This window comes from Streptomyces pacificus (assembly GCF_011766325.1).
GTDB classification, from domain to species: domain Bacteria; phylum Actinomycetota; class Actinomycetes; order Streptomycetales; family Streptomycetaceae; genus Streptomyces; species Streptomyces pacificus.
This window is the reverse complement of the sequence record NZ_BLLG01000006.1, coordinates 156,875-177,832: the sequence shown is the minus strand read 5'-3', so window position 1 is coordinate 177,832 and position 20,958 is coordinate 156,875. Positions and strand designations below refer to the sequence as shown.

Here is a 20,958-nt window from a genome sequence, read left to right as displayed (position 1 = left end):
GGTCGTGACGACGATGACTGACGCTTCCACGCGCTTCCGCGAGTTCAGGATGCCCGACGTGGGCGAGGGGCTCACCGAGGCCGAGATCCTCACGTGGTACGTCCAGCCCGGCGACACCGTCACCGACGGCCAGGTCGTGTGCGAGGTCGAGACCGCCAAGGCCGCGGTGGAACTGCCCATCCCCTACGACGGGGTGGTGCACGAGCTCCGTTTCGACGAGGGCGCCACCGTGGACGTCGGCACCGCGATCATCACCGTGGACGTGGCACCGGGCTCCGGCCCGGCCGAGGAGCCGACGCCGCCGACAGCCGCCGGGGCCGCGGCCGCCGGTTCCGCGGTCGCGACCGCCGAGCCGGAGGCCGGGGCGAAGGACAAGCCCACCGGTCGCCAGCCCGTGCTGGTCGGCTACGGCGTCGCCGAGTCCTCCACCAAGCGCCGCCCGCGCAAAGGCACTTCCGCAGGGGGCCAGGCCAAGTCGGCCGGGCGCACCGAGGCCGCCGCGGCAGCGCCGGCCGAGCTGAACGGCCACGGGACCGCGGCGCCCGCCGCGCCCCGCCCGCTGGCCAAACCCCCGGTCCGCAAGCTGGCCAAGGACCTCGGGGTGGACCTTGCCACGGTCGCGCCCAGCGGCCCCGACGGGATCATCACCCGCGACGACGTCCGGGCTGCCGCTGCCGCTGCCCCTGCCCCTGCCCCTGCCCCTGCCCCGGCCCCGTCACCGGTTCAGGCCCCGGTTCAGGCCCCGGTTCAGGCATCCGCGCCCGCCGCGGCGCAGGAACCGGTGGCGGCAGGTGCCCAGGCGGCGGCCTCCGGGCCCGCGGTGGCCGCAGCCCGAGAGACCCGTGTTCCGGTCAAGGGCGTCCGCAAGGCCACCGCCCAGGCGATGGTCGGCTCGGCCTTCACCGCGCCGCACGTCACCGAGTTCGTCACGGTGGACGTCACACGCACGATGAAGCTGGTCGAGGAGCTCAAGGCCGACAAGGACATGGCCGGGCTGCGGGTGAACCCCCTGCTGCTCGTCGCCAGGGCGCTGCTGGTCGCGATCAGGCGCAACCCGGAGGTCAACGCCGCCTGGGACGAGGCGAACCAGGAGATCGTGCTCAAGCACTACGTCAACCTGGGCATCGCCGCCGCCACCCCGCGTGGTCTGATCGTGCCGAACATCAAGGATGCGCACGACAAGACCCTGCCGCAGCTCGCCGAGGCCCTCGGTGAGCTGGTATCCACCGCCCGTGAGGGGAGGACCACTCCTGCCGCGATGCAGGGCGGCACGGTGACGATCACCAACGTGGGCGTCTTCGGGGTGGACACCGGCACGCCGATCCTCAACCCCGGCGAGTCGGCGATCCTCGCGGTCGGCGCGATCAAGCTCCAGCCGTGGGTCCACAAGGGCAAGGTCAAGCCCCGCCAGGTGACCACGCTGGCGCTCTCCTTCGACCACCGGCTGGTCGACGGCGAACTGGGCTCGAAGGTCCTGGCGGATGTCGCCGCCGTGCTGGAGCAGCCGAAGAGGCTCATCACCTGGGCCTGACGCTCCGGTGTTCGGCAGGCGGGACCGCGCGGGTCGCGCTCCCCGGGCCACGGCCCTGCAGCACGACGGCCCTACCGTGCAGCGGCACGACCGCGCGGCTGTGCCGTTGCGCCGCGGCACGGCAGGCACGGCAGGCACGGCAGGCACGAGAGAAGGTCCCGGGACGGCGCCCCGTCCCGGGACCCGCTGCCTCGGCCCGCGCCCAGCGGTCCCGACGGGCTTGCCGGTCAGTCCCGCTGGGTGCCGGCCGGGAGCGAGCGCAGCTCCATCGTGCGGGCGCTGCCGGAGGCGAAGCCGAAGTCGAGCAGCTTCGCCGCGTCCTTGAACCGGTTGTCGCCGGTGGACGAGGCCAGCACCACACCGGTGTAGGTCTTGCCGTTGCGGGTCGCGGCGAAGACGAGGCAGGGGCCCGCCGCCGTGCCGGTACCGGTCTTCACCCCGATGGCACCGCCGTAGGAGCCCAGCAGCTTGTTGGTGTTGTACCAGGTGTAGGTGCGGGTACCGCCGGTGCTGGTCGTGGCCGCGGCCTTGTACGACTTCGGCTTGACGACCTCGCGGAAGACGGCGCTGCCCATCGCGTGACGGGCCATCTTCGCCAGGTCCGACGGGGTCGTGTAGTTGTTCCCGGTGCGCGAGATTCCGTCGAACGAGTCGAACTTGGTGTTGACCAGTCCGAGTTGCTTGGCCTTCGCGTTCATCTTGCCGATGAAGGAGCTGGTGCGGGCGGCGGTCGTCCTGCCCGTACCGTACGTGTCGGCCAGGGCGTACGCGGCGTCGCAACCGGACGGCAGCATCAGCCCGGACAGCAGTTGGCGGACGGTCAGCCGGTCACCGGTGCGCAGGTCCGCCGTGCTCGCCCCCTCGCGGGCGACGTAGTTGCGGTACTCCGCCTTGACCGTGACCTTCTTCTTCAGATCGACGCCCGGGATGGTGAGGACCGTTATGGCGGTCACGAGCTTCGTCGTGCTGGCCATCTGGCGGCGGGTGCCGCCGGCCTTGCCGTAGACGGCCTTGCCGTCCGCCTGGTCGAGGAGGAAGCCGCCCTTGGCCGTGATGGACGGGATCGGCGCCGCCGCGTGGGCGGGGGCGGCCAGGGGCGAGGCCGTCAGCAGCAGACCGCCCGCGAGAGCGACGGTGGCGGCGTGGCGCCCGCCCTTGTGGCTGATTTTCAAAGGAAACGCTCCGATGGTCGCGTGTGCGAGGAATGCGGGGGCTCTCACCGTCGGTCGGGCCCTCGGGATACCAAGGATCCCGAGAGAAGACGTCCGAGGGGTGTGAAGGGATGCACCGGCGTGGCGCACTTCCGGCGCCCGTCCCGGCCGCATCCCGTCTTCTCCGGTCCTTCCGGCTCTTTCCTGGACCGGTCTTCCCTCCTGACCGGTCCTTTCCTCCTGACCGGTCCGTCCCCGACGACCGGTTCCTTCGTATAGGCGCCCTCCCCGGTACCCGGGTTCCGCATGGTGGCAGTCGGCTGGCGCCGAACCCGGTCTGCGTGGTGCTGCGCCGCGAGTGCCGGGTGCTGTTCCCGGATGGGACGTTCGCTGATCTGTTCGCTCACCGGTATGAGTCCGGCCTCACCCACCCGCGCCAGAGCCGTGGTCTGCGCTTGAGGACGGGCATGGCTCATGGCGGTGCGGAGACCGGGTGGAGGCTCGGCCATGCGGCGGCTTCCGCTGTCGTACCGCAGGGGTGAGAGCCCGCAGGCACTCTCGACACTCCCGTACGCCGGCGCTGCGGAGTGTGGTTGGAGGGTACCGGCTGAACCTCCACGGCCCTCGGCCGTCCCGCCGTGAGACAGGCGAGGCGGAACCCCGGGCGGTGAGGTGCGCCGTGTGGTTCCGGGAGGGCGGTCGCGCGGGACCGGGTTCAGGCACGCCGGGCCCGTCCGGAGGGTGGGGTGTGCGCGGTGCGGGCGCTCGGCCGTCCCGTCGTGGGGCATGCGACGCGGCGCCGGGCCGGATGCGGTGCGCCGTCCGCGGCGCCCGGGCGGCGGAACCGGGCCGCGGTGCCCGGAACCACCCGCTACGGCGTCACCGCGAACGACTCCAGGATCGCGGTCGCGAGCCCGGCGTCCCCTTCGATCTTGATCCGGTCGGCGACGGCGGCGGGCCGCACCCGGCCGGCGGCCAGCCGCATATAGGTCTCCCAGTCCAGGGCCAGGGTCACGGCCGGGCCAAGCGAGGGCGAGCCGTCGACGGTGCCGCGTCCGTCCGCGCCGACCCGCACCGTTCGCAGGAACTCCACCGGCCCGTGCACATCGAGGACCACCGCCGAGTGGGGTGGCGCCCCGGCGCCCTTGGCGACGACCTTCGGCAGGGCCGAGATGAACTGGTCGCGGGCGACGAGCGCGCCGGGGGAGTCGAGGTTGCCCGGCGCGTTCAGCGCGACACGCAGATCCTGCTCGTGCACCCAGACGTCGAACGCCCGGATGCGATAGGCCTGTTCCAGTGTCTGCTGTGCTCCCAGCGGGGCGCGCACCATCGTCTCCGGGGCGCGGTTCTCGTTCCGCAGCTGCCGGTTGCGCCGGATGACCGTGTACTCCAGCTCGGCGGTCATCTCCGGCGCCGTGTGGTGCCGGCGCACATCGACCTGCATCTCCATGTAGCGGGCGAACTCGCTGCGCACATGGTAGAGATCGCGCGGCAGGCTGTGGATCGGGCGGGGATCGCCGAGCATTTCGCACTCCATGCCGATGATGTGCGACACGATGTCGCGGACCGACCATGCGGGGCACGGTGTCGCGCGGTTCCACTCGCCCTCCGCGAGCGGTTTCACCAGCTCGGATATGGCTTCGATGGAGTGGGTCCAGGCGTCGGCGTAGGTCTGGAGACTGGGATGGACGGTCACGGAACCCCTCGGCGGTCGTGCGCGGTCTGGGTGCGGGCGGCTGCCGGGGGTCCTGGGGGTGACCCCCGGGACAGAACAGTACGCTGCCCTTGGGCACCCCGGCAGTGCTTTCGTGTGACGATCGTAGGCCCGTGTTGACGGCTCGAATGCCAGGACGGTGGTAGTGTGCGCGCCTCACTCATCCAGATCGCTGTAGACCGTGACGAACCGGTGGAGTCCCGCCGACTCCGCGCGGCCGCACTGGTGCGGGAACAGCGCGGCTCCACCCTTGTCGTCCTTCCGGAACTCTGGACGGTGGGGGCCTTCGCCTACGACTCCTTCGAGGCGGAGGCCGAGACGCTGGACGGTCCCACGCGCCGGGCCATGGCGGAGGCGGCGGCCGATGCGGGAGTCTGGCTGCACGCCGGCTCGATCGTCGAGCGGGCCGCCGACGGCCGCCTCTTCAACACCGCGCTGGTCCTCTCTCCCGAAGGCCGCCTCGCCGGCGTCTACCGGAAGATCCACCGCTTCGGCTTCGACCAGGGCGAGGCCGTGATGATGGCCGCCGGCGAGGACCTGGTGACGGTGCGGCTGCCCGAGGCCACCCTCGGTCTCGGCACCTGCTACGACCTGCGCTTCCCTGAGCTCTTCCGCGGCCTGGCCGACGCGGGGGCGGACGTCCTGGTCGTCTCCGCCGGCTGGCCGGAGCGGCGGCGTGCCCACTGGACCCTCCTGGCGCGGGCCCGGGCGGTCGAGAACCAGGCGTACGTCCTCGCCTGCGGCACCTCCGGCACCCACGCGGGCGTGCAGCAGGCGGGCCGCAGCGTCGTCGTCGACCCGTGGGGCGAGGTCCTGGCGGAGGCGGGCGCCGGCGAGGAGGTCCTCACGGCCGTCCTCGACCCGAAGAAGCCGGCGGCGACCCGCGAGCAGTTCCCGGCCCTCAAGGACCGCCGCCTGGGCCTGGCGCCGCCGGCGGTACGGGGGAGCTGACGCCCGTGGGACCGGGTTCCTCACGGCCGGGACCGGTACGCGCTGGATCAGGACTGCGCCGAGTGGACTTCGGGCAACCGATTCGACCCGGCGGAACGCCGGCCCTGGTGGGTCGAGCTGGTCTCCGCGTCCGTTGCCCGGGGGGTTGACGTCCGCCGGGCGCGCATCGTCTCCGAGCCGATCTCCCCGTATGTGCGCTACCGGGACTATTCGCAGTGCACCGGGCTTCAGCCCGGTGGTGAAGCGGATCTGAGAGTTGTTCTGACCTCGGCTGTGTGCATGGATCCGCACGGTCCATCTCGGTCAAGGTCGGAGCGGCCGGTTCTGCTGCTCGATGTACTCCTTCACGATGCTGGGCGGTGCGCCGTCGACGGAGCCGGCGAAGTACGAGCCGGACCAGAGTCGTTGTGCCCGCCAGTAGTGGCGGACCAGGTTGGGGAACTCCTGGCGGAGCCTGCGGGAGGACACGCCTTTGAGGGAGTTCACCAGCTTGGACACGGTGACCTTCGGCGGGAAGTTCACGAGCAGGTGGACGTGGTTGTTCTCGCCGTTGAACTCGACCAGCTCGGCCTCGAAGTCCTCACACACGGCCTGGGCAAGCGGCTGCGTGAGATCGGGAAGGACTCGGGGTCTGACCGCGCGGGAACTTGCTCCCGGGCCGGCCGGCATGAGAGCAAGTGCAGCCGCGTCGAGACCGGTCGTACTGCGCCATCCGGCGACGATCTCGGCGTCTGGGCGCTGCACTGTGATGCCCAGGACCGACTGGCCGACCTGGTCGCCACGGCACGCAACATCGACGGGGCCTACGTCGAGTGGCGGCGGATGGAGCGGTCCGGCCTGCGGCGTGCTCTGAGCCGACGGGGAACTCGGATGTCTGCACCGACATGTGCATCCAGCACACCGGCCGGACTGGTCACATGATCTTTCTCCGGGAGTTCTCGGAAGTCGCCGTGGTGGAGCGTATGCCCTGATCAGCCGCTTCGTGCGGCCGTGATCCTGCGTTCACGGGAGGATGGCAGGCTTGAAGGATGAACGATGCTGCCCCGGCGCCCACCCCCGCGCCCGCACCCCGCAAGCGTGCCCGTGTCCGTGCCCCCGAGCTGATCGGCAAGGGCGGCTGGATCAACACTGGCGGGAAGGACTTGAAGCTCGCCGACTTCCGAGGTCGCACATTGATCCTCGATTTTTGGACGTTCTGCTGCGTCAACTGCCTGCACGTCCTGGACGAGCTGCGCGAACTCGAGGAGAAGCACCGCGACACCACGGTGGTCGTCGGCGTCCACTCGCCGAAGTTCGTGCACGAGGCCGAGCACCAGGCCGTCGTCGACGCCGTCGAGCGGTACGGGGTGCACCACCCCGTCCTCGACGACCCCGAGCTCGCGACGTGGAAGCAGTACGCCGTGCGGGCCTGGCCCACGCTCGTGGTGATCGACCCCGAGGGGTACATCGTCGCCCAGCACGCGGGCGAGGGCCATGCGCACGCCATCGAGCGGCTGGTGGCGCAGCTGGAGGCCGAGCATGCGGCGAAGGGCACGCTGCGGCGGGGGGACGGGCCGTATGTGCCGCCGGAGCCGGTCGCGACGGACCTGCGCTTCCCGGGGAAGGCCCTGCGGCTGCCCTCCGGGCGCTTCCTGGTCTCGGACACGACGCGGCACCGGCTGGTCGAGCTGGCGGCGGACGGCGAGAGCGTGGTGCGGCGGATCGGCGACGGCGCCTTCCGGGAGCCGCAGGGTCTCGCGCTGCTGCCGTCGGGGAAGGTGGTCGTCGCCGACACGGTGAACCACGCGCTGTGCACGGTCGATCCCGTGACCGGCGCGGTCGAGCGGGTCGCGGGGACGGGGCGGCAGTGGTGGCAGGGGGCGCCGACGTCGGGGCCGGCCCTCGAAGTGGACCTCTCCTCGCCGTGGGACGTGGCCTGGTGGCAGGACAGGGTGTGGATCGCGATGGCGGGGGTCCACCAGCTGTGGACGTACGACCCGGACACCGGCACGGTCGAGGCGGCCGCCGGCACGACCAACGAGGGGCTGGTGGACGGACCCGCTGCCGAGGCGTGGTTCGCGCAGCCGTCCGGGCTGGCCGCGGCCGGGGACCGGTTGTGGATCGCCGACTCGGAGACGTCCGCGCTGCGGTGGATCGACACCGGCAAGATCGTGCACACCGCCGTCGGCACCGGTCTCTTCGACTTCGGGCACCGGGACGGGAACGCCGGGCAGGCCCTGCTCCAGCACCCGCTGGGCGTCACGGCGCTGCCCGACGGCTCGGTGGCCGTGTCCGACACGTACAACCACGCCCTGCGCCGCTACGACCCGGCGACCGGCGAGGTGACGACCCTCGCCACCGATCTGCGCGAGCCGTCGGGGGCGGTGCTGGACGGTGAGGAGATCGTGGTCGTGGAGTCGGCGCGACACCGGCTGACCAGGCTGCGGCTCCCGGAGGAGGCCGCACGGGTCGAGGGGGTCGCGCACCGTACGCAGCGTGCGGCCACCGAGGTGGCGCCGGGGACGCTGCGGCTGGACGTGGTCTTCCGGGCGCCCGAGGGGCAGAAGCTCGACACCCGTCACGGCCCCTCGACCAGGCTGCTGGTGTCGTCGACCCCGCCGGAGCTGCTGGCCGGGGGCGGGGGCGCGGGCGCCGGCCTCTCCCGGGAGCTGGAGCTGGACCCGGCGGTGACCGAGGGCGTGCTGCACGTCTCGGCGATGGCCGCGTCCTGCGACGACGATCCGGCGAACCCGTATCCGGCGTGTCATGTGCACCAGCAGGACTGGGGTGTTCCGCTCCGGGTGACGGGGGACGGGGTGGCCCGGCTGCCGCTGGTGCTGGCGGGGATGGACGACGATGCTTGACCGCTTGACCGCTTGACCGCTTGACCTGCCGGCCACCCGGTCGGCTCGCCGCGACGGCCGCGATAGTCGCGGCGGTGGAGGCGGCCGCGGCGGGGTTCGGCGCTTGCGGCGGCTCCCCAGGGCTTCCGGGGGGCTTCCGGGATGGGGCCCCTGGCGAGGTCAGCCCTCCAGGAACGCGACCAGCGCGTTGGCCAGCAGGTACGGGTCGTCCGAGCCGCAGAGCTCGCGGGCGCTGTGCATCGAGAGGATGGCAACGCCGATGTCGACGGTCCGGATCCCGTGGCGGGCGGCGGTGATGGGGCCGATCGTCGTGCCGCACGGCATCGCGTTGTGGGACACGAAGGTCTGCCACTCCACGCCCGCGCGCTCGCAGGCGGCGGCGAACACGGCCCGGCCGCTGCCGTCCGTCGCGTACCGCTGGTTGACGTTGACCTTCAGGATGGGGCCGCGGTTGGGGCGGGGGTGGTGCGTGGGATCGTGGCGCTCACCGTAGTTGGGGTGCACGGCGTGGCCGGTGTCGGAGGACAGGCAGACGGTGCCGGCGAAGGCCCGGGCGCGGTCCTCGTAGCTGCCGCCGCGGGCGAACACCGAGCGCTCCAGCACCGATCCGAGCAGCGGGCCGTCCGCACCGGTGTCGGCCTGGGAGCCGTTCTCCTCGTGGTCGAACGCGGCGAGAACGGGGATGTACGGCAGATCGTCCCGGCCCGAGACGGCGGCGAGGGCTGCGGTCCCCGCGTGTACGGAGAGCAGGTTGTCCATCCGCGGGCCGGCCACGAGTTCGCGGTAGCGGCCGAGGAACGCCGGGGCCTGAACGGCGTGGGTCATCAGGTCCCAGCCGGTGACCTCGCCGGGCGGCAGGCCGCTCTCCTCCTCCAGGAAGGAGATCAGATCGCCCTGCCTGACGGTGCCGCCGAGGCCCCAGACGGGCTGCATGTGCTTCTGCTTGTCCAGTTGCAGCCCCTTCTCGTGGATCGCGCGGTCCATGTGGATCGCGAGCTGGGGCACGCGCAGCAGCGGGCGGTCGATGTTCACCAGGCGGGTGGAGCCGTCCCGCAGCGTGAGCCGGCCGGCGAGGCCGAGGTCGCGGTCGAGCCAGGAGTTGAGCAGCGGTCCGCCGTAGATCTCGACGGCGATCTGGCGCCAGCCGTACGCGCCGGTGTCCGGCTCCGGCTTGACCCGGAGGTTGGGGGAGTCGGTGTGCGCGCCGACGATGCGGAAGGGGGTGTGGGCCGCTGCGCCCTCCGGCACGTACCAGGCGATGACGGCGCCGCCCCGGAGCACGTACTTGCCGCCGCCGGTCCCGTCCCAGGCGTCGGTCTCCTCGACCCGCCGGAACCCGGCCCCGTCCAGCCGCTCCGCGGCGTTCGCCACGGCGTGGTACGGCGTGGGGCTCGCCGCCAGGAAGGACATCATGTCCTCGGTGTGGCCGCGGTCGAAGGGGGTGGGCGACGGGGAGGCAGCACGGCTGTTCATGGTGCTCACCTTAACGAGGGTTCCTCGTGCGGCCGGAACACCCGTTGGGACGAAACGGGACGTAGTGGTGCCCGGTGGTATCGGCCGGCATGGTACGGGCCGCGGCGGGGCGTGCGGGTGCGGGAGGCAGCGGGGCGCGGTGGTACGGGTCAGCGGGGCGCGTCGGTACGGGGCGTACGGCGAGGGTCCGCCGATGTGCCCGGTCACGGCGCGGTGGCGGGGCGCGGTACGCGGGAAGACCCGCTCCCGGGCGGGAGCGGGTCTTCGCTTCGGCCGGTGTGTGGGCCGGGCCGGGCCGGGTCGGTCACGGCCGGACCGAAGGGGCCGGCAGGGGCCGGCCAGGGCTGGCAGGAGCCGGTAGAGGCCCTGGAAAGGACTGGCAGGGACTAGAAGGCGGCCTCGTCCAGGTCCATCAGCTCGTTGTCGACGCCCTCGGCGATCTCGCGGGCGAGCGAGACGCCCGGCAGGATGTTGGCGGCGAAGAACTTCGCCGCGGCGATCTTGCCCTGGTAGAACGCCTTGTCCTTGGCGGCGGCGGTCTCCAGCTTCTCGGCGGCGACGGCCGCGCCGCGCAGCAGCAGGTAGCCGACGACCACGTCACCGGAGGCGAGCAGCAGGCGGGTGGTGTTGAGGCCGACCTTGTAGATGTTCCTGACGTCCTCGCCCGTGGCGGTGAGGTCGGTGAGCATCCGGCCGACGATCGCCTCCAGGTCGACCGCGGCCTTGGAGAGGGCGTCGCGGGCGCCGGCCAGTTCCTCGCCGCCGGTGCCGACCGCGAGGAACTTCTTGATCTCCTCGGCGAGGGCGTTCAGCGCGGCGCCCTGGTCGCGGACGATCTTCCGGAAGAAGTAGTCCTGGCCCTGGATCGCCGTGGTGCCCTCGTAGAGGGTGTCGATCTTGGCGTCGCGGATGTACTGCTCGATCGGGTACTCCTGCAGGTACCCGGAGCCCCCGAAGATCTGCAGCGACTGGGCGAGCTGCTCGTACGCCTTCTCGGACCCGTAGCCCTTCACGATCGGCAGCAGCAGGTCGTTCAGGCCCTGCAGGGACGCGGTGTCCTCGCCCGCGGCCTCCTTGGACGCGATCTCGTCCTGCACCGACGCGGTGTAGAGGACGAGAGCGCGCATGCCCTCCGCGTACGCCTTCTGCGTCATCAGCGAGCGGCGCACGTCGGGGTGGTGGGTGATGGTGACCTTGGGTGCGGTCTTGTCCATGAAGTCGGCCAGGTCGGAACCCTGGACCCGCTCCTTGGCGTACTCCAGCGCGTTGAGGTAGCCGGTCGACAGCGTCGAGATCGCCTTGGTGCCGACCATCATGCGGGCGAACTCGATGATCATGAACATCTGGCGGATGCCGTCGTGCTTGTCGCCGATCAGCCAGCCCTTGGCGGGGTGCTTGTCGCCGAAGGTGATCTCGCACGTGTTGGACGCCTTGAGGCCCATCTTGTGCTCGACGTTGGTGGCGTAGACGCCGTTGCGCTCGCCCAGCTCACCGGTCTCCCAGTCGAAGTGGAACTTGGGCACGAGGAAGAGGGACAGGCCCTTGGTGCCGGGGCCGTGGCCCTCGGGGCGGGCGAGGACGTAGTGGAGGATGTTCTCCTCCATGTCGTGCTCGCCGGAGGTGATGAAGCGCTTCACGCCCTCGATGTGCCAGGAGCCGTCGTCCTGCGGGATCGCCTTGGCGCGGCCGGCCCCGACGTCCGAGCCCGCGTCGGGCTCGGTGAGGACCATGGTGGAGCCCCACTGCTTCTCGACCGCGATCCGGGCGATCTTCTGCTGTGCCTCGTTGCCCTCCTCGTAGAGGATGCCGGCGAACGCCGGGCCCGAGGAGTACATCCATATCGCCGGGTTCGAGCCGAGGAGCAGCTCGGCGTAGGACCAGACGAGGGAGCGCGGTGCGATGGTGCCGCCGATCGCCTCGGGGAGGCCGAGGCGCCAGTACTCGGAGTCCATGAAGGCCCGGTAGCTCTTCTTGAAGCTCTCCGGCACCGGAGCGGTGTTGGTCTCGGGGTCGAAGACCGGCGGGTTGCGGTCGGCGTCGGCGAAGGACTCGGCGAGGTCGTTCTCCGCGAGGCGGGCGATCTCGCCGAGGATGCTCTTGGCGGTCTCGACGTCCATCTCCGCGAACGGACCCGTGCCGTACAGCTTGTCGCGCCCGAGGACCTCGAAGAGGTTGAACTCGATGTCGCGGAGATTCGACTTGTAGTGCCCCATGGCGACGGCTCCGTAACGGATCGGGGAGGAGGCAGGGTCCTCGTTGCAACTACCGGCAGGTAGCTACGCATGATGCTACCCGTCGGTAATAAGAAGCAACCCCCCACCGGCATCTGTGACGCGGCCCGCATCCGGAGGCTGGGCCGGCCGGGCGGCTCGCACCAGACTGTCCCCCCGCCGGGGCCGCGGTCCACACCCGGGCGCGGACCGGCCGACCGCCCCCGGCCGACCGCCCCCGGCCGACCGCCCCCGGCAGGGCGGGGCCGGCGGCGCCGAGGCGCGACCGGTGGCCGGGCCCGCCCCCCGCGGAGCCTCGGTAGTCTTGCGCCCATGTACGGCTACGACCAGACCCCCGGCGGTCAGCAGCACTACGGCCCCCCGCCGCAGCAGCCGATGTCGGGCGTGGGCATGCCCGGAGCGGGCTACGGGGAGCAGCCGCTGTACCCCGAGCCGTCACCTCCCTCCCTCGCCGACGCGGTACGGGCCTTCACGACGGGGTCGCTGTCCGCTGAGGACTTCCAGCAGATCTTCGCGACCTCGAAGGTGTACTGCCCGCGCGGCGACAACCCGGGCTTCCTCGCCCTGCATAACACGCAGCAGCCGGTCATCCCGATGTTCAGCTCGCTCAAGGAACTGCGCCGCTACGCGGGCAAGGAGTCCAAGTACTTCGTCATCACGGGCGCCGAGGTGATCGACCTGCTGCCCACCGGGTACGGCTTCGTCCTCGACATGGAGGGCGAGCACCGGATGGTCTTCGACGCGAAGTCCGTGGAGCAGATGGTCGACTTCGCGATGCGGCGCATGTACGGCTGACCGGCCCCGGCCTCACGCATTCCGTTCCGCCTTCCCCCTTCTTCCCCCTTCCCCCTTCCCCCTCTCCTCCGGCTGCGCCGCGCTCCCGGGCGTTCTCGGCGTTCCTGCCCTTCTCCCTCTTGCCGGCGCTGTCGGCGCTGCCGGTGTTCCCGGGTGCTCTGCGGCTTTCGGCTTCTTCGGCTTCTTCGGGTCTGCTGCTCCGGTTTCCGGGTTACCCGGATACCCGGTTACCCGGATACCCGGTTACCCGGTTACCCGGTTACCCGGGCCGGCCGTTGCCCTTCGGCGCTCTCCGGTCGGTTTTCGTGCGGGGTCCTGTCGTGGCGGCGCCTGCGCTCCGGGGAGGCGCCGGTCAACGGCCGGGCCGGGCCGACGCCCGCAGCGGGGCGGGAATGCGCTCGGCGGGAACGGCGTTCCCGGTAGCAGGAAGTTCGAATTTCAACTAAACTGGACGCATGAGGAGGCCTCCATGCCCGCAGTGACTGTCCGGAACCCGCTGACCCTGCCGCGTGTCGCCCTGCCGTCCGATGCCGCTGCCCGCCCCGTGCTGACCGTGACGACCGCGCCGAGCGGCTTCGAAGGCGAGGGTTTCCCCGTGCGCCGGGCGTTCGCGGGGATGGGCTATCGGTATCTGGACCCCTTCATCATGATGGATCAGATGGGCGAGGTGGATTATCAGCCCGGGGAGCCGAAAGGGACCCCTTGGCACCCGCACCGCGGCTTCGAGACCGTCACGTACCTGATCGACGGGACCTTCGTCCACCAGGACAGCAACGGCGGCGGCGGGACCATCCGCAACGGCGACACCCAGTGGATGACCGCGGGCTCCGGGCTGCTCCACATCGAGGCCCCGCCGGAGGACCTCGTCACGAGCGGCGGTCTCTTCCACGGGCTGCAGCTCTGGGTGAACCTCCCGGCGGCGGACAAGATGATGGCCCCCCGCTACCAGGACATCCGCGGCGGCAACGTCCGGCTGCTCACCTCCCCCGACGGCGGCGCGCTGCTGCGGGTCATCGCGGGCGAGCTGGACGGCCACCAGGGCCCCGGCATCACCCACACCCCGATCACGATGATCCACGCGACCCTCGCACCGGGCGCCGAGATCACCCTGCCCTGGCGCGAGGACTTCAACGGTCTGGCGTATGTGCTGGCGGGCAGGGGGTCGGTCGGCGCCGAGCGCCGTCCGATCCACCTGGGCCAGGCGGCGGTGTTCGGCGCGGGCGGCGCGCTGACCGTGCGGGCGGACGGCACGCAGGACGCCGTCGGCACGGGTGACCTGGAGATCGTGCTGCTCGGCGGACGGCCGATCCGGGAGCCGATGGCGCACTACGGGCCGTTCGTCATGAACACCCGAGAGGAACTGCAGCAGGCGTTCGAGGACTTTCAGAAGGGGCGCCTCGGCACGGTCCCGGCCGTCCACGGCATATAGGCCCGGTCCGTCTGCGGTGTATGAGTCCCGGCCGTCCACGGCGGGTGAGCCCTGGTCCGGGGCTCGCCCCCCTCAGGTGTGCGGCCGGCGAAGCCCGGCGTGGTAGGGCGCGACGGCCTCGGCGGTCCGGCCGGCCCCGCCATCCCCTGACGGCCCGTCACCCGTTCGGATCCGGCAAACGGGACGGGCCGGGCCGGACGTGGTCGGCTGGAGCCGTGCCGCCGCCGCAGACCCTTCTCCCCCGGCCCGTGCAGCGCCTCGCCGCCTGGTGCGCCGTCGCGCTGCTCGTCGCGGGGGTCGGCGCGGTCGGCCTGTGGCTGATCGCCGAGTTCAAGACCGCCGTCACCCCCCTGCTGCTCGCGCTGCTGGGCACCGCGCTGCTCAGCCCGCTGCACCGGCGCCTGATCAGGATGAAGGTGCAGCGTTCGCTCGCCGCAGGGATCACCTGCGCCGCCGTCGTCGCGGTCGTCGGCGGGGCCGTGTACATCGTGGTCAACGCGCTGATCGGGTCCGGGGACCAGATCATCGCCTCCCTGAGGCGGGCCGCGGCCGACCTGGCCACGCACTTCGGCGCCGCCGGCACCTCGCTCGACGACCTGGCCACCAACTCCAGGGACCTGCTCAGCAGGTTCGGCGGCACCGCCGCCTCCGAGGTGATCTCCGGCATCAGCGTCGTCGGAGAGATGATCGCCATCGCCGTTCTGGCCCTGCTGCTGAGCTTCTTCTTCCTCCGCGACTCCGACCGCGCGGTCTCCACCCTGCGCTCCCTGGTCCCGCACTCCACCGGGGACATGGCGGAGGCGATGGGGCGGCGGGCCTTCGAAGCGGTCGAGGGCTTTATGCGCGGCACCACGTTCATCGCCTTCATCGACGCCGTCTGCATCACCGTGGGCTTGCTGGTGCTGCGTGTACCCGGGGCGGTCGGGCTCGGCGCGCTCGTCTTCGTCTTCGCGTACATCCCCTATCTGGGAGCGTTCATCTCCGGCTCGATGGCGGTGCTCGTGGCGCTCGCCGACCGGGGATTCGTCATCGCGCTCTGGGCGCTCGGCGTCGTCCTCGCCGTGCAGGCGCTGGAGGGCCATGTGCTCCAGCCGGTGATCCAGAGCCGTACCGTCCAGATGCATCCGGCGGTCGTGATGCTGGCGATCACTGCGGGTGCGGGCATCGCCGGGATCCTCGGGATGCTGCTGGCCGTGCCGCTGACGGCCGCCGCGTTCGGTGTCATCGGGGAACTGCGCAGCCGCTACGGCGCCGTCGGCGATCCCGCCGAGAACCCCGGCGGCACCGGCCCCGGTGAGCCGTCCGCCGACCCCGGCTCATAGAACCCGCGCCGGATCGACTCGCGCTCGCTCCCGCCACGCCCCCGCCACGCCTCAGACAGACGCCGGCGAGCGGCTCCCTCAGGCCCAGGCCCGGGCCCAGGCCGGATGATCCCGCTTCACCGGGCCGCGCAGTGGCGCGCCACCCGTGCCGCGCACCCGGTACCGGCTCCGTACCACCGGGCCCCGGCAACCGGACGCGCGCCGCCGCCACGCCGGGCCCCGGCTGCGGGGCGGCACGGTGTGGCACCCGTGTCCCCGGGCCGTGCCGGGCCGTGCTGGGCCGCGCCGGACCGCGCGGTAATCCGGACGGGTGGCCATGGGCCGGACGGTAACCTGGTTTGGTCCGCCCACATCCCCCATCGCGAAGACTGGATGAACGATGCATCGGTACAGGTCCCACACCTGCGGCGAGCTCCGCGCCTCTGACGTCGGCACCGACGTCCGGCTGAGCGGCTGGCTGCACAATCGCCGAGACCTGGGCGGCATCCTCTTCATCGACCTCCGCGACCACTACGGTCTGGTCCAGCTCGTCGCCCGCCCCGGCACCCCGGCCAACGAGGCGCTGAGCCACCTCACCAAGGAGTCCGTCGTCCGGGTGGACGGCAGGGTCTCCGCCCGCGGCGCGGAGAACGTCAACCCGGAGCTGCCGACCGGTGAGATCGAGATCGAGGTCACCGGCGTCGAGGTGCTCGGCTCCTCGGGCCAGCTGCCCTTCACGATCAACACGGACGACGGGGTCAACGAGGAGCGGCGCCTGGAATACCGCTTCCTCGACCTGCGCCGCGAGCGCATGCACCGCAACATCATGCTGCGCACCGCCGTCATCGCCGCCATCCGGCAGAAGATGACGGCCCTCGGCTTCAACGAGATGGCCACCCCCATCCTCACCGCGGCCTCCCCCGAGGGCGCCCGCGACTTCCTGGTGCCGTCCCGGCTGAACCCCGGCAAGTTCTACGCGTTGCCGCAGGCCCCGCAGCAGTTCAAGCAGCTGCTGATGATCGCGGGCTTCGACCGCTACTTCCAGATCGCGCCCTGCTTCCGCGACGAGGACGCCCGCGCCGACCGCTCGCCCGGCGAGTTCTACCAGCTCGACGTCGAGATGAGCTTCGTCGAGCAGGAGGACGTCTTCCGGCCGGTCGAGAGGCTGATGACCGAGCTGTTCGAGGAGTTCGGCGGCGGCCGCCACGTCACCTCGCCCTTCCCGCGGATCCCCTTCCGCGAGGCGATGCTGACGTACGGCTCCGACAAGCCCGACCTGCGGGCGCGGCTGGAACTCGTCGACATCAGCGACGTCTTCGAGGGCTCCGGGTTCAAGGCGTTCGCGGGCAGGCACGTCCGGGCCCTGCCGGTGCCGTCCGTCCAGGACCAGCCGCGGAAGTTCTTCGACCAGCTCGGCGAGTACGCGGTGGAGCAGGGGGCCAAGGGCCTGGCCTGGGTGCGCGTCGGTGACGACGGCGCGCTGTCCGGCCCGATCGCCAAGTTCCTCACCCAGGAGAACGTCGGGGTCCTCACCGAGCGCCTGGCCCTCAAGCCGGGTCACGCGGTGTTCTTCGGCGCCGGCGACTTCGACGAGGTCTCCAAGATCATGGGTGCGGTGCGGGTCGAGGCCGCCCGCCGCTCCGGCCACTTCGAGGAGGACGTCTTCCGGTTCTGCTGGATCGTCGACTTCCCGATGTACGAGAAGGACCCCGAGACCGGGCGGATCGACTTCTCGCACAACCCCTTCTCCATGCCGCAGGGCGGTCTGGAGGCCCTGCGCACCCAGGACCCGCTGGACATCCTCGGCTGGCAGTACGACATCGTCTGCAACGGCGTCGAGCTGTCCTCCGGCGCCATCCGGAACCACCGGCCCGACATCATGTTCAAGGCCTTCGAGATCGCCGGCTACGACCGCGAGACCGTCGAGCGGGAGTTCTCCGGCATGCTCCGCGCCTTCCAGTACGGCGCCCCGCCGCACGGCGGCATCGCCCCCGGTGTCGACCGCATCGTGATGCTGCTGGCCGACGAGCCGAACATCCGCGAGACCATCGCGTTCCCCCTGAACCAGAACGCGCAGGACCTGCTGATGGGCGCCCCGGCGGAGGTCGAGGACGCCCGGCTGAAGGAGCTGCACATCGGCCTCTACAAGGGGCCGGCGAAGCCGACTCCGTACAAGCCCACCACGTGAGGCCGAACGCGCCGAGCGGGCCCGCCCGGCAGCGGGCCGCGACGCGATGAGCCCGGAAGGGCCCGGAACCGACCGCCAAGGCATCGCCAGGATCGGGTTCCGGGCCCTTCCGCGTTGTTTTCGTGCTCCTTCCGAGTCGTTCACTGCGCCGCGCCGACGACGGGCGGTGCCGCGGCGGGAATGCACGCGGGGAGCGTCGACGGCCCACCGTGACCCGGCCGGGCCCGGTGCGCGCCGCCGCGGCCGACCGGTCCGCACCTGCCGTGCGGACCGGTCGGGGCCGGCTGTGACCGGTCTGCCGCCCGCACCGCACGAGGACCACGAGAGGACATCGCGGAGTGCTCAGCACCGTACTGACCAGAGCAGCGCTGCCCCTGCTGGCCGCCGGACTGCTGCTCGGGGGCTGCGCGAAGCCCTCGGAGCAGTCCCCGGCCGCCGGCCCCCTCCCTTCCGCGGCGCCGCACGCCGGACCGCCCGCCGGTTCGAACGCGGTGCCGCACGGCGGCCCGCCCGCCGCGGACCGGGCGGGGCCCGCCGGGCTGCCGGGCCTCGGGCCCAGAACCGGTGAACTCGTCCCCGACGGCACCCGTCAGGCCCTCCTGGTGACGGGGAGGTCCAGCAACTCCAGCGAGTCCACGGCGACGCTCTACGAGCGCGACGGGGAGGACCACTGGAAGGCCGTCGCCGGGCCCTGGCCGGCGCGCAACGCCCTGAAGGGCTGGACCGACGAGCACTGGGCCGGGGACCACCGCACGCCGATCGGCGTCTTCGGGCTCACCGATGCGGGTGGCCGACTGCCCGACCCGGGCACCGGTCTCCCCTACCACCAGTCCGAGGAGTTCGTGGCCGTCGGTACCGGCTTCCGGGGCGAGAGCCTGCGGGGCTCCTTCGACTACGTGGTGGCGATCAACTACAACAGGGAGTCCGGACTGACCCCCCTCGACGAGCGGCGGCCCATGGGCTGGGACCGGGGCGGGGGCGTCTGGATCCACGTCGACCACGACGGCCCCACCCAGGGGTGCGTCTCGCTCGGACTGGACCGGATGGCGGAGTTGCTGCGCCGGCTGGATCCGGGCAAGCGGCCGGTGGTCGTGATGGGGGACAGCGACTCGCTGGCACGCTGACCGCTGCGGGGCTGCGGGGCTGCGGGGCTGCGGGGCTGCGGGGCCGGGACTCGGACGAGGAGCCCGGGGTTTCGGGGCGGACCAGGCGGCGGGAGCACCCGGCGGTGCGGTCGCGGGACACCCGGTCCCCGGACACGCGGGTTCAGGAACATGCGGGTTCAGGAACATGCGGGCTCACCGGCCCGCGGCCCGCAACGCGGGCTTGGCACCATGCGGGCCCGGAAAACGCACGCATGCGGCCGTACGCGCATGCCGAGGGGCCCGGGACAGCGTGACCGGTCCGCTGGTCGGACAGCAGACCGGCCGGCGCTCGGGCCCCTTGCCGCTCCCCGCCGGGGCCGCAGCCCGGTGGGCATCGGTGGACATCGGTTCGTCGATGCCCACCGATGGGTGCGCCTCGGACAGAACGCATCGAACAAATCGAGCAGGGCACACGGGCCGGACGGGCCGGACGGGCCGGACGCTCAGCCCTTGCCGGGCTCCTCGAGGCGCGGGAAGAGCACCGCGCCCTTCGTCACCGTCGAGCCGGCCGGCAGCGCGCCCCATTCCGCCGCGTCCTGGACCCGCTGGTCCGCCAGGGCGCCGAGCGACGCTTCGGCGCCCAGGGAGTCCCACAGCTTCCGCGAGGTGTCCGGCATGACCGGGTTCAGCAGTACGGCCACGGCCCGCAGCGACTCCGCGGCCGTGTACAGGATGGTCGCGAGGCGGGCCCGGCCCGCCTCGGTGACCGCCGGGTCGCCGGACTGGTCGAACGCGGTCTTGGCGACCTTCCACGGCTCCTGCTCCGTGATGTAGCCGTTGACCTGCTTCACGAAGTCGAAGACCGCCAGGATTCCGCCCTGGAAGTCCAGCTCCTCCCCGATCCTGCGGTCGGCTTCGGCCACGGCCCTCGCCAGGCCCTCCTGTACCGCCTTCTCGGCCTCGCCGTTCGCCGTGGCCTCCGGCAGGGAGCCGCCGAAGTACTTGCCCACCATCGCGGCGAGCCGGGACGCCAGGTTGCCGTAGTCGTTGGCGAGTTCGCTGGTGTAGCGGGCGGAGAAGTCCTCCCAGGAGAAGGAGCCGTCCTGGCCGAACGCGATCGCGCGCAGGAAGTACCAGCGGTACGCGTCCACGCCGAAGTGCGAGGTGAGATCCTGCGGCTTGATCCCGGTCAGGTTCGACTTCGACATCTTCTCGCCGCCGACCATCAGCCAGCCGTTGGCCGCGATCCTGCCGGGGACGGGGAGTCCCTGGGCCATCAGCATCGCGGGCCAGATGATCGCGTGGAAGCGGAGGATGTCCTTGCCGACGAGATGGACGTCCGCGGGGAACGTGTCCTCGAACTTCGCCGGGTTCTCGTTGTAGCCGACCGCCGTCGCGTAGTTCAGCAGGGCGTCGACCCACACGTAGATGACGTGCTTCTCGTCCCACGGGATCGGAATGCCCCAGTCGAACGTCGATCGGGAGATCGACAGGTCCTGCAGACCCTGCTTGACGAAGTTCACGACCTCGTTGCGGGCGGACTCGGGCTGGATGAAGCCGGGATGGGCCGCGTAGAACTCCAGCAGCCTGGGGCCGTACTCGCTGAGCTTGAAGAAGTAGTTCTCCTCCTTGAGGATCTCCACCGGCTTCTTGTGCACAGGGCACAGCTTCTGGCCGGCGTACTCCCCTTCGCCGTCCAGCAGCTCGCCGGGAAGCTTGTACTCCTCGCAGCCCACGCAGTACGGGCCCTCGTATCCGCCCTTGTAGATCTCGCCCTTGTCGTGGAGGTCCTGCACGAACTCCTTGACGCGGTCGGTGTGCCGGCGCTCGGTCGTGCGGATGAAGTCGTCGTTCGCGATCTCCAGATGCTCCCAGAGGGGCTTCCAGGCCTCCTCCACGAGCTTGTCGCACCACTCCTGCGGGCTGACGCCGTTCGCCTCCGCGGTGCGCATGATCTTCTGACCGTGCTCGTCCGTGCCGGTGAGGTACCACACCTTCTCGCCCCGCTGGCGGTGCCAGCGGGTGAGCACGTCGCCTGCGACGGTCGTGTAGGCGTGGCCCAGGTGAGGAGCGTCGTTGACGTAGTAGATGGGGGTCGAGACGTAGTACGCCTTCGCCCCGTCCTTCTCGGATCCAGTGGCCGCCATGGTCGAGATCCTAACGGCCGCGTGAAGATCGACTCACCCGAGTTGTTCCCCTGCGCCGTGCCGGGCCGCCGGCCGGTTCACCGGCTGATTCACCGGCGGGTTCGTCGACCTGGTGTCGA

13 protein-coding genes and 2 pseudogenes are annotated in these 20,958 nt (G+C 71.5%); 9 read left to right on the top strand and 6 right to left on the bottom strand.

What is annotated here, in order from left to right:
* The first annotated feature begins 4 nt into the window (after nt 1–4).
* Nucleotides 5–1,531 carry a dihydrolipoamide acetyltransferase family protein gene (locus SCWH03_RS12895; protein WP_173264321.1) on the top strand — a complete coding sequence of 509 codons (1,527 nt, stop codon included), beginning with the start codon at nt 5–7 and terminating at the stop codon, nt 1,529–1,531.
* Nucleotides 1,532–1,758: 227 nt separating this feature from the next.
* Here SCWH03_RS12895 and SCWH03_RS12890 read toward each other — a convergent pair whose 3' ends face one another.
* Nucleotides 1,759–2,703 carry a D-alanyl-D-alanine carboxypeptidase family protein gene (locus tag SCWH03_RS12890; RefSeq protein WP_254076727.1) on the bottom strand — a complete coding sequence of 315 codons (945 nt, stop codon included), beginning with the start codon at nt 2,701–2,703 and terminating at the stop codon, nt 1,759–1,761.
* 850 nt (nt 2,704–3,553) lie between these two features.
* The gene (locus SCWH03_RS12885) at nt 3,554–4,378 is read right to left on the bottom strand and encodes a maleylpyruvate isomerase family mycothiol-dependent enzyme (RefSeq protein ID WP_173264320.1); all 825 of its coding nucleotides are present in this window, start codon (nt 4,376–4,378) and stop codon (nt 3,554–3,556) included.
* Between the two features lie 165 nt (nt 4,379–4,543).
* Here SCWH03_RS12885 and SCWH03_RS12880 point away from each other — a divergent pair, with 165 nt between their 5' ends.
* Both SCWH03_RS12880 and SCWH03_RS29870 read left to right on the top strand, forming a co-directional pair.
* Nucleotides 4,544–5,347, top strand: a complete 804-nt coding sequence (locus SCWH03_RS12880) for a carbon-nitrogen family hydrolase (protein ID WP_173264319.1) — start codon at nt 4,544–4,546, stop codon at nt 5,345–5,347.
* 39 nt (nt 5,348–5,386) lie between these two features.
* Nucleotides 5,387–5,539 (top strand): annotated as a pseudogene (locus SCWH03_RS29870) (DUF6879 family protein); the annotation flags it as partial.
* A gap of 111 nt (nt 5,540–5,650) precedes the next feature.
* On the opposite strand, the pseudogene tnpA reads toward SCWH03_RS29870, so the two are convergent.
* Nucleotides 5,651–5,935 (bottom strand): annotated as a pseudogene (gene tnpA, locus SCWH03_RS12875) (IS200/IS605 family transposase); the annotation flags it as partial.
* A gap of 440 nt (nt 5,936–6,375) precedes the next feature.
* Here tnpA and SCWH03_RS12870 point away from each other — a divergent pair.
* Nucleotides 6,376–8,190, top strand: coding sequence for an NHL domain-containing thioredoxin family protein (locus SCWH03_RS12870; RefSeq protein WP_173264318.1), 1,815 nt, complete (start codon nt 6,376–6,378; stop codon nt 8,188–8,190).
* Nucleotides 8,191–8,349: 159 nt separating this feature from the next.
* Here SCWH03_RS12870 and SCWH03_RS12865 read toward each other — a convergent pair whose 3' ends face one another.
* Nucleotides 8,350–9,663, bottom strand: a complete 1,314-nt coding sequence (locus tag SCWH03_RS12865; RefSeq protein WP_173264317.1) for a M18 family aminopeptidase — start codon at nt 9,661–9,663, stop codon at nt 8,350–8,352.
* 386 nt (nt 9,664–10,049) lie between these two features.
* The gene (locus SCWH03_RS12860; protein ID WP_173264316.1) at nt 10,050–11,876 is read right to left on the bottom strand and encodes an acyl-CoA dehydrogenase; all 1,827 of its coding nucleotides are present in this window, start codon (nt 11,874–11,876) and stop codon (nt 10,050–10,052) included.
* A gap of 330 nt (nt 11,877–12,206) precedes the next feature.
* Here SCWH03_RS12860 and SCWH03_RS12855 point away from each other — a divergent pair, with 330 nt between their 5' ends.
* The 5 genes from SCWH03_RS12855 (at nt 12,207) to SCWH03_RS12835 (ending at nt 18,731) form a co-directional block, all read left to right on the top strand.
* Nucleotides 12,207–12,689, top strand: a complete 483-nt coding sequence (locus SCWH03_RS12855) for an SseB family protein (protein WP_173264315.1) — start codon at nt 12,207–12,209, stop codon at nt 12,687–12,689.
* A 469-nt stretch (nt 12,690–13,158) separates the two neighbouring features.
* Nucleotides 13,159–14,118 carry a pirin family protein gene (locus SCWH03_RS12850; protein ID WP_173264314.1) on the top strand — a complete coding sequence of 320 codons (960 nt, stop codon included), beginning with the start codon at nt 13,159–13,161 and terminating at the stop codon, nt 14,116–14,118.
* A 215-nt stretch (nt 14,119–14,333) separates the two neighbouring features.
* Nucleotides 14,334–15,440: an AI-2E family transporter gene (locus SCWH03_RS12845; protein ID WP_173264313.1), complete on the top strand. Its 1,107-nt coding sequence runs from the start codon at nt 14,334–14,336 to the stop codon at nt 15,438–15,440.
* A gap of 379 nt (nt 15,441–15,819) precedes the next feature.
* Nucleotides 15,820–17,607, top strand: coding sequence for an aspartate--tRNA ligase (gene aspS / locus SCWH03_RS12840; RefSeq protein ID WP_173264312.1), 1,788 nt, complete (start codon nt 15,820–15,822; stop codon nt 17,605–17,607).
* A gap of 338 nt (nt 17,608–17,945) precedes the next feature.
* Nucleotides 17,946–18,731 carry a L,D-transpeptidase family protein gene (locus tag SCWH03_RS12835; protein ID WP_173264311.1) on the top strand — a complete coding sequence of 262 codons (786 nt, stop codon included), beginning with the start codon at nt 17,946–17,948 and terminating at the stop codon, nt 18,729–18,731.
* Between the two features lie 464 nt (nt 18,732–19,195).
* On the opposite strand, the gene metG is transcribed toward SCWH03_RS12835, so the two are convergent.
* Nucleotides 19,196–20,839 (bottom strand): methionine--tRNA ligase, encoded by a 1,644-nt coding sequence (metG, locus tag SCWH03_RS12830; RefSeq protein ID WP_173264310.1) that lies wholly within the window; start codon nt 20,837–20,839, stop codon nt 19,196–19,198.
* Nucleotides 20,840–20,958 lie beyond the last annotated feature (119 nt).